This is a genomic window from Metasolibacillus sp. (assembly GCF_025291715.1).
GTDB classification, from domain to species: Bacteria; Bacillota; Bacilli; order Bacillales_A; family Planococcaceae; genus Metasolibacillus; species Metasolibacillus louembei.
The window spans coordinates 65554-78136 of the sequence record NZ_JAMBIZ010000006.1 but is presented as its reverse complement, the minus strand read 5'-3'; the positions used below and the strand labels follow the sequence as shown (position 1 = coordinate 78136).

Here is a 12583-nt window from a genome sequence, read left to right as displayed (position 1 = left end):
CTATTCATTATTATACCGTTGATAGCGAATAGAACCAAAGAATTATTATTCGAATTTGAAATTTAATGATAAAATTTTTCTCATAAATCATTCATTCAATTATTTAGATATTTTAGGAGGTTTAAAAATGAGCAAAAAACTACGGGAATACGGAATTATTATTGGACAACTACCAACAGGCACTAAAAATTGCATTACAGATGTTGAAGGCGTTCAAATCGGCCATGTTACACTAGATGAGCCTTTAAATGACCAAGGTGATTACGTTTGTACAGGCGTCACAGCAATACTACCTCACACTGGCAATTTATTTGAGCAAAAAGTAACAGCTGCTAGCTATGTATTAAATGGCTTTGGTAAAACAACAGGGCTTGTGCAAGTGAATGAGCTTGGTGTACTAGAAGCCCCTATTATGCTGACAAATACATTTAGCGTACCTGCTGTCACACAAGGAACATTACAGTATATGCTTGAGACAAATGAAGCAATAGGTCAAACAACAGGGACAATTAATATTGTCGTTGGTGAATGCAATGACAGCAATTTGAATTCGATTCGACACTGTGCAATTACACCTGTACACGCAATGAAAGCCATTCACAATGCAACGAATGATACGATAGCTGAAGGAGCAATTGGTGCAGGTAAAGGTATGGTTTGCTTTGGTTATAAAGGCGGTATCGGCTCATCCTCACGCATCGTGGTAGCTAATGAAGAAATCAGCTATACAATTGGTTGCTTAGTATTGAGTAATTTCGGACGCAAAGAGGATTTTTTAGCTGAGCGCTATTCAGCCAAAACTAAGCAACATCCAGATACAGTAGCTCCTACAGATGGCTCCATCATTATCGTTTTAGCAACAGATGCACCACTTAGTAGCAGACAGCTGCAACGTGTCATTAAACGCTGTGGCATCGGTCTTGGTCGTACAGGCAGTCATTTTTCACACGGCAGTGGCGATATTGTCATTGGATTTACAACGGCTCGCACAATTCCACACAAAACTGAGGAATTATTCGAAGCACGGACGCAGCTACGCGAGGATCACCCTGTAATGAATCAATTATTTGCCGCAGCTGCGGAGGCGACCGAGGAGGCAATTTTAAATTCTTTAGCACAAGCGAAAACGACAATAGGTCGCAATGGCCATACTGTGCATGCATTTCAATTTTAAACAGGAGTCATGTTTAACTATTTAGAAAAAAGGGTATTTTAAACTTCTTAATCATAGATTCTTAGTAAAGCAGGTGATACATATGTTTGAGACATTGCTATTTCAATTAGCCTTTGTTGTCTTTATTGGATTATTTTCTCAATGGTTAGCGTGGCGTTTCCGCATGCCAGCTATCGTTGTGATGAGTATAGCTGGCTTGATTATCGGGCCATTTACAGGACTTGTTGTACCGCAAGAAACATTTGGCCCTATTTTCCAAACAGTCGTGTCATTAGCTGTTGCTGTTATTCTGTTTGAAGGTAGTTTAAGTCTTGATTTCCGCGAAATTCGTGGCTTTCGAAAGTCAATTACACGCATTTCAACAATCGGTGCAGCCATCGCATGGCTTGCTGGATCAGCTGCTGCACATTACGTCGCTGGTTTGCCTTGGGCTGTTGCCTTTGTCATCGGTGGATTATTCATTGTAACGGGACCAACAGTTATCCTTCCATTGCTACGTCAGGCAAAATTAAAAGAGCGACCTGCCGCTATTTTAAAATGGGAAGGAATTATTGTTGACCCATTTGGTGCATTACTTGCACTATTTGCTTATCAAGTTGTCTTAGCACTTTATCAGTTGGAAGGTGGTACATCACTCGGTACGTTCTTTATTTCAGCTCTATTAGCTGCATTACTTGGTGGTGTCGTAGGATTTTCAACAGGACAAGCCTTGGAACGAGGGATTATTCCTGAATTTTTAAAATCTCCTATGCTTCTTGCCACTGTGTTAATCGTTTTTTCATTAAGTGATGCCATTATGCATGAAACAGGACTATTAGCTGTTACAGTAATGGGCTTAGTTATGGGGAATATGCACTTAACAAGCCACCATGACCTTTTACATTTCAAAGAAAATATTTCTGTCATTTTAATTTCAACTGTCTTTATTATGCTAACAGCTTCTCTTACACTAGATACGCTTGTACAAATTTTTGATTGGCGCATGTTGCTTTTTGTATTAGCAATGATGTTTGTTGTGCGACCATTATCCATATGGCTATCAACCATTAATGCTGGACTCTCCTTACAGGAACGGGCTTTAATCGGTTGGATTGCACCACGTGGTATTGTTGCATTGACCGTTTCCGGTTATTTCGCAACAGCATTACAAGAAGCTGGCTTTGAGAGTGCAGAATTATTAACTGCGTTAACATTAGCACTTGTTTTTGCAACCGTTATAGCACATGGCTTTAGCATTGGTTGGTTAGCGAAAAAGCTTGGATTACAGGCTGGAAATAGTGAAGGTATTATTATTGTTGGTGCTTCAGCATTTACAAATGAGCTTGCTATATCTCTACAGCAAAACAATATTGATGTATTATTAATGGATCGTTCATGGGAGGATTTATCTACCGCACGAAAAAGCGGTGTTAAAACAGAGGTTGGCGATATTTTAAGTGAGCACACCGAATTTCATGTAGATTTAACACCCTACAATCAATTGATAGCTGCTACAATGCAGGATGCTTATAATGTACTAATTTGTGCAGATTTTGTACCAAGCTTAGGGCGTAAAAATATTTATCAAACAGCACTACATTCTGCTGACCCTGCTAACTATTCACGTAAATATGGTGGGCAAGTACTCGTGCAAAATCATATCGATATTCATGAATTAAACTATCTTATTGAACATGGAGCGAGCTTGAGGCAAACAAAGATTACAGATGTCTACACGATTGATGACTACAGTCAACAAAACCCAAATGCCGTAATGATTTACGCATTAACAGCTGAAGGTGAGCTTATTCTCAATATGGTGGAGGAATACGATAAAATTAAGCACAGCCCACATACAATTATTAGCTTAGTATAATTTTTTAGCCAAACGTTGTCCGTCTTGGATACGTTTGGCTATTTATCATTATGTGAAATTCCTCATTTTTCTGAGTACTTGTCCTTCCTGTGTGGACTTCACAACAATATCAAAATGTTGACTATATGGGTGCATAAACACTTTATACTGAATTCTTCTTTCATTTAATTGTCACAAAAAATATATAATCAAACTATTGTGAATGTTTTAAACAGAAAGTATGATAATGAAGTAAATGTAAATAAAACATATATATTTACTTCATTATTACAAGTACTGGGAGGTAATCAGATGACGAATATTCGAGTTGGTATCGTAGGCTACGGCAATTTAGGTCGTGGTGTAGAACATGCAATCTCTCAAAATCCTGATATGGAGCTAGTGGCGGTTTTTACACGTCGTGACCCAGCAACAGTGAAAATTGCTAGCGATGCAAAGGTATATTTAATAGATGATGCAGAAAAGTTTAAGAATGACATTGACGTTATGATTTTATGTGGTGGCTCTGCAACAGACTTACCAGAGCAAAGCCCTCATTTTGCACAATGGTTTAATATCGTTGATAGCTTTGACACACATGCAAAAATTCCACAGCACTTCGAGGCTGTAGATGCAGCTGCACAAAAATCTGAAAAGGTAGCTGTTATTTCTAGTGGTTGGGACCCAGGTTTATTCTCATTAAACCGTGTAATTGGCGAAGCTGTTTTACCTGTAGGTACAACATATACTTTTTGGGGAGATGGCTTGAGTCAGGGGCATTCTGATGCAGTGCGCCGTATTGAAGGCGTGAAACATGCTGTTCAGTACACATTGCCAATTAAAGAAGCTGTTGAACGTGTTCGCAATGGAGAAAGCCCTGAGCTATCTACACGTGAAAAACATGCTCGCGAATGCTGGGTTGTATTACAAGATGGCGCAGATGCAGCGAAAATTGAGCAAGAAATCGTAACAATGCCTAATTATTTTGACGAATACAATACAACAGTAAACTTTATTACAGAGGAAGAGTTTACAGCAAACCACACTGGTATGCCGCATGGCGGATTCGTCATCCGAAGTGGGGAAAGTGGCGCAAATGACAAGCAAATTCTAGAGTTTTCCTTGAAGCTTGAAAGCAATCCAAACTTCACTTCAAGTGTACTTGTGGCATATGCGCGTGCAGCTCATCGTTTACAGCAAGCAGGCGATCACGGAGCAAAAACTGTTTTCGACATTCCATTCGGCTTACTATCACCAAAATCAGCAGCTGAATTACGTAAAGAATTACTATAAGAAGAGCCGAGGCGTCTGCCTCGGCTCTTTTATTAAACTGCAATAACACCTAATAATACGGCAATTATCAATAGTACAATACTTAATCCCCACATCCATAAAAACGAAAACTTTAAATGTTTGCCCATTTCTAAACCAGATAGCCCTAATGCTAACCAAACGGCTGGAGCCAATGGCGAAACGAATGTTCCAACAATATTCCCAATAATCATTGCATATGCTGTAGAGAATGAATCGATACCAAAGGATAAACCGATTTGTTCAACAACAGGGAATAATGCGAAATAATAAGCATCGGTGCTTAATAATAAATCAAATGGTACACCTAATACACCAATAATAATATGTAAATAGCTAGATAACGCTGTTGGTAATACTTTTACCGCATCATTGGCAATCGCTGTTAACATACCTGTACCATTTAAAACACCTAAAAATAACCCTGCCGAAATAATGATTGAAGCCATTGTTAAAGCACTCGGTGCATGTGCTTGTACACGTGCCATTTGCTCCTTTGGCGTACGGTAATTGACAGGCAGCGCTACTGCTACACCAATTAAGAACGCTAAGCCCGCTGGTAAAATGCCTGATACTAATATTGCGATAACTGCAATAGCAATAATTGCATTTACCCAAATTAATTTAGGTCGTTGTAAGCTTGTATCAATTTCTGTCGATACAACTCCTTGTGCCATTGATACATCTTCATCTTTAAAATTAAGTGTCCCATACTCTTTTAAAATTCGTTTCTTTTCTAAAATTCCCATAAAGATAGCTAAAGCAAGCATTAAAATAATGCCAATGATTTGAATTTTAATTAATGGATACCATAGCTCCGTCACATCTGTCTCTAATACCGAAGCAACTCGTCCTAATGGTCCGCCCCATGGAATCATATTAATAATTGCTGCGGAGCCTGCTACCAATAGTAGAAGTAAATAAGGGTTCATACGTAAACGTAAGTAAAGTGGTAGCAGTGCTGGAATCGTAATTAAAAATGTCGATGCACCTGAGCCATCTAACTGTGCCACTACCGCAATTAATACAGTAATAACAGCAACTACGACAACGTTCCCTCGTGAAAGCGCAATCATTTTAGTGATGATAGGATCAAATAAACCTGTATCCTGCATAATACCAAAGAAAATAATTGCAAAAATAAACATGACTGCTACACTCATAACAGAATTTAATCCTGAGTTAAAAAACTCCCCTAAATCTTTAGCGCTAAAGCCAGCAATTAATGCAGCAATAACAGGTGGTATTACCATCGCTACGAGCGGTGATACACGACCGCTAATTAATAATGCAACAATTACAATTATTGTAATAAACCCGATAATACTTAAACTCATTTATACTCCTCCTTCACAAATTGTTCACATTTTATTTATTAAAAAATAGCACAATGCATAAAGAAGGAGAATAATACGACCATATGTTAAATAAATAGCATATATTTAATTTTGTTCATAAGTTCCACGGTATACATATTTTCGCTCCGGTCTACCTACTGAGCCATATATTGATACCATCTCTAAAAACTGCTCACTCACTAAATACTCTAAATAGCGACGCGCTGTTGAACGGCTAGATCCAATTAACTCACTTAGCTGAGAGGCTGTTAATTCTTGTTGTCGTTCCTTTTCAAAAATATCTTTCACTATCTGCAATGTATGTGCATCAATTCCTTTCACAAATATTTCATCTTCCATTATTTTAGGAGCTACACCATTGTAAAAGAGAGAATCTAATTCCCCTTGCGTGATGCTAGCACTTTTCTCATATATCGCAGTCGTTTGGCAATATTTATTGAGCGCCTGCTCTAGCCTCGGTTGTTCGAATGGTTTAATTAAATAATCAAATATGCCCAAATGTAATACTTCTTTAATCAGCTCTATTTCAGTTGCTGCCGATATGACAATAACATAAATTGATGGATAGTTATGACGAATATGTGCGATAAGTTTGCTACCTTCTACATCAGGAATATATAAGTCTGTCAATATAATTTTTGGAAGCTGCTCCGCTTGCTCTAGCTTCTCTATCAGCTCATTTCCCGTTCGGATATTTTCTGTCACACAAAACCCATTTACCGCTTGTACAAAATCTTGGTGAATTTTCGCCACTCGAAAATCATCCTCAACAATCCATATACGATGCACCATTATTCCCCCTCTACTGGAATCGTTATAATAAAGCAGGCTCCTGATAAATCACCTTCATCCACTGTAATTTCTCCCCCTACTTCCTTCAATGCTTGTTTACTAATCGCTAAACCATGCCCTCTATCGAATCCTTCCTTTGTCGAAATACCACGCATAAAAATTTGTTCATAAACGGCATCTGCAATTCCTGATCCACTATCTTGAATTTCAAACGTATAATGTGTTTTATAATGCATAATAGATAGCTGGATTAGCTTTTTTTCCTCTCGACTATTTTTTAATATATCTATCGCATTTTGCAATACATTGCCAAGTGCTGTTAAAATAGCACCCTCCTGCTTCTCTGTAAACTGTATTGCCACATCTGTATTACGCAATTCTAATTGAATACCTAATTCTGCTGCCTCTATCATTTTCCCTTGAATTAATGCACGCAGCAATGGTGATGCCATTTGACTATTTAAAAATGACTGATTGTCCATTTGATTTTGGCGTTCTTCTCTGATAAATTCAATCGCCTCATCATAGCTTTTATGCAATAATAATCCTAAAATAATGTGCAGCTTATTAGCAAATTCATGTGTTTGTGCGCGTTGTGCATTGGCATATTGGCGCACTTCCTTTAATTCATTAATGACATTTTGGATATTTGTTTTTCTCCTAAACGTATACAATGAACCTACTTTATTTGCTAATGGAGCCTTATTTAAAATAACTAAATGCTCCCCGAGTAGCAATTCTAAATTGTGAATTATATCCTGCTGCACAACACGTGATGTGAAAACATGCTCGATGCTTTCCCCATGCCATTGTGCAATTGGTTTCTTTTGAGTTGTGTCCACTAACTGGTAAGCGCTATTATTTATTGTCATAATTTGATTTTGTCGGTCTGTGGCAATAATACCTTCCTCCGTTGTTGCTAAAATAAGCTTATGCTGATTATATAGCTTCGCAATTTGCTGTGGCTCCATATTGTGTAGCAAACGTTTAATATAATATGAAATCGCTATTGCCCCTATAATCCCGATTACTAAAACAAGACAAGTATATATAAGCCATTTTTTTGAATAACCGCTAATTTTTCTGTCGATGAAATCAGTTAAAAAACCTACAGATACGACACCGATTACTTCCCCTTCTTTCATAATAGGCACTTTCCCACGAATAGACTCACCTAGTCCCCCCATTGTCTTTGACACATAGGATTTCTGATCAAGCAGTGCCGCATCATTATCTCCCCCGACCATTTTCTGACCAATCTGCTCAACAAGCGGGTGTGAATACCGAATCCCCTCTGTATTTCCAACAACAATAAAGGCCGCACCAATATCCGCTCGCAAATTCTCTGCTATCGGTTGAATACGGATACTTGGTTGGGCATCCTCAAAAGCAGCTACGATTTCTTCCATAGAAGCAATTGCCTTTGCGATGCTTAGCGCCTCTTCCCCCATTTGCTCCTCTGTCGTTTCTCGAATATGTATTTGCAATAAATATATATAAATCATACATACGAATAAAATTAAAATACTTGTTAATAAAATCAATTTAAAAGTTAGTGATTGTAAATATGCTTTCATCTATTTATCCTCCTTACAAAATATTACTACACACCACAGGAGTTTGAAATATTCTATAATTTCTGATAATATTTTTATCTATTATAAACCTAAGGAGCGATTCATATGTCTTTATTATCCAAAGCACAAGCAATTGCAGCAGAAATGATTGCTATTCGCCGTCATCTTCATCAGCACCCCGAGCTCAGCAATCAAGAATTCGAAACAACGAAGCTTGTCGCAAGCTATTTATCAAAATGGGACATTCCTTATACAATAGCAGAAAGCGGTACAGGTATTGTCGCCCTCATTCAAACACTGAATGCTACAAAAACACTAGCGCTTCGAGCAGATATGGACGCATTGCCTATCGTGGAGGAAACCGCTGTTCCGTATAAGTCCATACATACAGGTGTGATGCATGCATATGGACATGATTTGCATACTGCGGTACTGCTTGGCACAGCAAAAATGCTCATTGATAATCAGCATTTATTGAAAGTGAATGTGAAATTAATTTTCCAACCTGCTGAGGAAATTATGAGTGGTGCAAAGGAGATGCTACAAGCGGGCGTATTGAAAAATCCAAAGGTAGATGCAGCAGTTGCCCTCCACACTTCACCAGACTTATCTGTCGGTGAAATAGGTATCCGCCAAGGAGCAATGCTTGCCGCATGTGATAATATCACCATTACAATTAAAGGAGCAGGCGGTCATGCCGCACATCCACATAAATCGGTTGATCCAATTATGATTGCAGGGCATGTGCTCACTTCCCTACAAACAATTATATCAAGAGAGCTTCCGCCTACGGAGCAGGCGGTTGTAACAATTGGACAAATTCATGGCGGGGAGGCACATAATATTATCCCTGAAACAGTTATTATGAAAGGCACTGTACGCACGACAAATCCTGCAATTCGTGAGCAAATGCCTACCATCATTGAGCGCATCATTCACCATACCGCACAAAGTATGCGTGGTGCTGCAACGTTGCATTATGAGCATGGTTGTCCTGCTCTTATATCAGATATGCCATTATTGCAATTGTTTGAACAGGTAACGAGTGAGCTACTCGGGGAAGAACATGTCGTACATATGCCTGTACCATCAATGGGCGGTGAAGACTTTGCCTACTTTTTAGAGCAAGTGCCCGGCTTTATGTTTAGAATGGGGACTGGTAGCGACAATGAAAACACCCGTCGTGCCTTGCATAATTATAAAGTGGAATTTGAAGATGAAGCAATTCAATATGGGATTGCAGCAATGGTAAATTTCGCGCTGGCATATGGGGAAGTATAGCAAAATAATCAAGGGCTATATGAAAAGCAGCTGTTCGCTTACTTTCATATAGCCCTCCTTTTATTATTTCAATGTTAAAATATAATCTGCCACTGCTTCTTCATTTCCTTTAGCTGCTCCCGCAGGCATTGCACCTTTACCATTCTTTAAAATATCAACGATTTCCTCTTTAGATAATGTTAAGCCATGTAAGTTAGGTCCCATACCGCCAGTTAAATCGCCGCCATGACAGCCAATGCATTGCGCCTTTGCAACACTTTCTCCAGTAGCTACCGTATCTGTTGATGAATCTGGCTTTTCTTCCTTCGCTTTATCTCCGCCACCACATGCAGCCAGTCCAAATACCGCTAGACCGCCAGCCAATACTACATGCATAAAACGTTTTGTCATCATCCTACACCTCATTTTGTATTTTTTACCCTACATCTCAGCAACCCATAGCTCCTCTATAAAAATCGCTGAATTAAACTAACAAGATTACTGTAAGTATAACCTCCCCCTTGTTTTTCATACATTATAGAAACAATGGGCAGGCACTTACTTTTTCTTTATACTGAGCTCTTCCCTTTTCCATGAATGTGTAAACTTATCATAAAGATTTGTTGCAGCGACATATGTGTAAGTAGATTTCTTTGTTTGCTTATATTTTCTATGCTTGTGGACATCTCTTTCAAATAAGGTATTCGGCTTTTCTTTATACTCATCTGTTTTCTCATACTCACGCTTGGCATCTGCTAAATGATTTGCTCTCGTTATCGCATCATCGCCTTTTGCCTGCTTTCTTATATGATTTGCTGCGCTTAATGCCACCATTTGGACATCCGATTTAGAAGGTGCCATCCGCATGCTTTTTTCAACGATTTCGCGCTCCTGCGAAACCCGTTCAACATGTTCAACCATCGCTGGTGCATGTTGTCGTATATATTCCATCTCTTCTCTAGTTAATTTTTTACCTGAGTGGAATTTCGTTAAAATGCTTTTTGCCTTTGGATTATCTTGCCCTGTATTTGTTTTGCTTTCCTGTATTTGCGAGATTTCTTGCTGCACCATTTCCTTCGTCAGCTCATTGTGCGTTTTAGAGCCTTTTTTCGCTTCATCTGCTTCTGTATGATTCGTCGCTACAATGCTGGTTGGAAAGCTTAAATTTAAATTATTTTGCGTAATTCTCACACTAATCATCCCTTCAGCAAATTTTTCTTTCCATTAATATCGACTTTATTCTTTAATCATCAATAGCTTTTACTTCCAACATATGAAAAAACCATTTATCATAAAAATAGAAACATTGAGAGGAGTATGAGTTATGAAGAAAAAATATTTTGCTGCGGTGCTTGCGGCAGCAGCTATTGCCCCTGCTATTGTTACACCAACAACGATGCATGCAGAGAAAGCCATTTTTAACGACATTAACTCTGCAAGTCCTTATGTAAGCGCTATCCAATTATTATATGAGAAAGGCGCAATTACAGGATTTTCCGACAACACGTTTCGACCCCAAGATACTATTACACGCCAGCATGTACTTGTAATATTAGAACGTTTAATCAAATTCCCTACTATTCGAGAAGGAACAACTTTTACTGATGTTACAGAACAGCATTCCTATTATGAAACAATTCAAAATGCTTATAAAGCCGGCTTAATCGATGGACAGACTGATGGTAGCTTTAACCCAAACGCGCCTGTTACACGTGCCCAAATAGCCAAAATTTTAGCACAGGCATTCCATTTACAAGCAACAGCTACAACCTCTTTTTCAGATGTATCAGAGTCACATTGGAGCTATCCATATGTCCAAGCATTGAGCAGTCACCACATTACAACAGCTACAGAGCGATTTTCTTTAAATGAGCCACTAACACGCGGTCAATTTGCTTTGTTTTTAGAAAGATTGCTATTACAAAGTGAATTGGAGGAAGATACATTGCCAATCGGTCAATGGGCTGGAAAAATTGATATTCCACAAAGCCCTTTATCTGTCATTTTACAAATTGAGGAGAATGGTGAAGCCTATTTCTCTGTACCAGCGCAAGGCTTAACAAGCTACCCTATTCATGCTATCACAGCAGATAATAACCAATTACAAATCACTATTGATCTTGCTGGAACTGTGATGACAATTGAAGGGAAAATTGAGGAAGATCGTATTACAGCAAGCTTTTCACAAAATGGTATGACATTCCCTCTTATTTTGACACCATATGAGCCACCTGTTGTCACATATGAGGAATTAGTTGTACCTGTTGAAAATGGGCAATTAAAAGTAGCATTAGAAATGCCAAAAGATGTAACTACAAAAGTGCCTGTTGCTATTATTATTGCTGGCTCTGGTCCAACAACGAAGGATGGTAATTCTATAGCTGGCGAAAACAATAGCTTAAAAATGCTGGCGGAAGGCTTAGCACAGCAAGGCATTGCATCGATTCGCTTTGATAAGCGAGGTGTTGGTGACAATACAGGACTATTAAAAGATGAGGGTGATTTACGCTTTACAAGCTATTCTCAAGATGTTGAACAAATTATAAAGCTTGTTGAGCAAGATCCGCGCTTCTCAAGCGTTCACTTAATTGGACATAGTGAAGGCTCATTAGTTGGCATTGTTGCTGCTCAAACAACAAAGGCTTCCTCCATTATTTCTATCGCAGGAGCGGGTCGCCCAATCGATGAAATTTTATTAGAGCAGCTAAGTGCACAATTGCCAAAGCCATTACTCGAAAAAAGCGCAGCGATTCTTACACAACTGAAAAAGGGTGAAATAGTAGCAGACGTACCAGAGGATTTATATGCATTATTCCGCCCATCTGTACAACCATATTTAATATCATGGTTAAGTTATGATCCAGCTAAAAAAATAGCGGAACTGGATGTACCTGTATTGATTATTCAAGGTAGCAATGATTTGCAAATAACAAAAACAGATGCCGAACGTTTACACACAGCAAAGCCTGATGCGGACATTCTCTATTTTGAGACAATGAATCATGTATTAAAGGATGCTCCTGCAGATCGTGAAGGAAACTTAGCAACTTATGCCAATCCTACTTTACCATTAACAGAGGGACTTGTAGAAAAGATTTCCACATTCATTTTGAAGTAACACCATTTATCTACAATTTCCGAGGAAATATTTTTTCATTTAAAAGAGCGACTGAAAAAACCTTTCAGTTGCTTTTTTTATATCGTTGCGTGCGCAATGCTGACAATTGCTATATTTTAAGGGGAGAGCAGCTTATGCTGAAAGCACAAGGAGGTACAA

General features: G+C 38.6%; 10 protein-coding genes. 5 read left to right on the top strand and 5 right to left on the bottom strand.

The genetic code is table 11. The features are described 5' to 3' along the window. Nucleotides 1-127: 127 nt before the first annotated feature. From M3Z76_RS06255 to M3Z76_RS06245, 3 genes are all read left to right on the top strand, one after another. Nucleotides 128-1174: a DmpA family aminopeptidase gene (locus M3Z76_RS06255; RefSeq protein WP_293921746.1), complete on the top strand. Its 1047-nt coding sequence runs from the start codon at nt 128-130 to the stop codon at nt 1172-1174. A gap of 82 nt (nt 1175-1256) precedes the next feature. Further along, nucleotides 1257-3029, top strand: a complete 1773-nt coding sequence (locus M3Z76_RS06250; RefSeq protein WP_293921748.1) for a cation:proton antiporter — start codon at nt 1257-1259, stop codon at nt 3027-3029. 291 nt (nt 3030-3320) lie between these two features. Next, nucleotides 3321-4301, top strand: coding sequence for a diaminopimelate dehydrogenase (locus M3Z76_RS06245; protein WP_293921750.1), 981 nt, complete (start codon nt 3321-3323; stop codon nt 4299-4301). Between the two features lie 32 nt (nt 4302-4333). Here the strand turns inward: M3Z76_RS06245 and M3Z76_RS06240 are convergent, their stop codons facing one another. From M3Z76_RS06240 to M3Z76_RS06230, 3 genes are all read right to left on the bottom strand, one after another. Continuing rightward, complete coding sequence (locus M3Z76_RS06240; protein ID WP_293921752.1) at nt 4334-5656, bottom strand: CitMHS family transporter; 1323 nt, start codon at nt 5654-5656, stop codon at nt 4334-4336. Nucleotides 5657-5761: 105 nt separating this feature from the next. Further along, nucleotides 5762-6469, bottom strand: a complete 708-nt coding sequence (locus M3Z76_RS06235; protein ID WP_293921755.1) for a response regulator — start codon at nt 6467-6469, stop codon at nt 5762-5764. After that, on the bottom strand, nt 6469-8046 hold the full coding sequence (locus tag M3Z76_RS06230) for an ATP-binding protein (protein ID WP_293921758.1): 1578 nt from the start codon (nt 8044-8046) through the stop codon (nt 6469-6471). Before M3Z76_RS06230 ends, M3Z76_RS06235 begins: the two co-directional genes overlap by 1 nt. A 105-nt stretch (nt 8047-8151) precedes the next feature. Between M3Z76_RS06230 and M3Z76_RS06225 the strand changes: the two genes are divergently transcribed. Continuing rightward, complete coding sequence (locus M3Z76_RS06225; RefSeq protein WP_293921761.1) at nt 8152-9327, top strand: M20 metallopeptidase family protein; 1176 nt, start codon at nt 8152-8154, stop codon at nt 9325-9327. A 63-nt stretch (nt 9328-9390) separates the two neighbouring features. Here the strand turns inward: M3Z76_RS06225 and M3Z76_RS06220 are convergent, their stop codons facing one another. After that, on the bottom strand, nt 9391-9720 hold the full coding sequence (locus M3Z76_RS06220) for a c-type cytochrome (RefSeq protein ID WP_293921763.1): 330 nt from the start codon (nt 9718-9720) through the stop codon (nt 9391-9393). A gap of 144 nt (nt 9721-9864) precedes the next feature. After that, nucleotides 9865-10497 (bottom strand): hypothetical protein, encoded by a 633-nt coding sequence (locus tag M3Z76_RS06215; RefSeq protein ID WP_293921765.1) that lies wholly within the window; start codon nt 10495-10497, stop codon nt 9865-9867. Nucleotides 10498-10630: 133 nt separating this feature from the next. Between M3Z76_RS06215 and M3Z76_RS06210 the strand changes: the two genes are divergently transcribed. Further along, nucleotides 10631-12424, top strand: coding sequence for an alpha/beta fold hydrolase (locus M3Z76_RS06210; RefSeq protein WP_293921766.1), 1794 nt, complete (start codon nt 10631-10633; stop codon nt 12422-12424). The last annotated feature ends 159 nt before the right edge of the window (nt 12425-12583 follow it).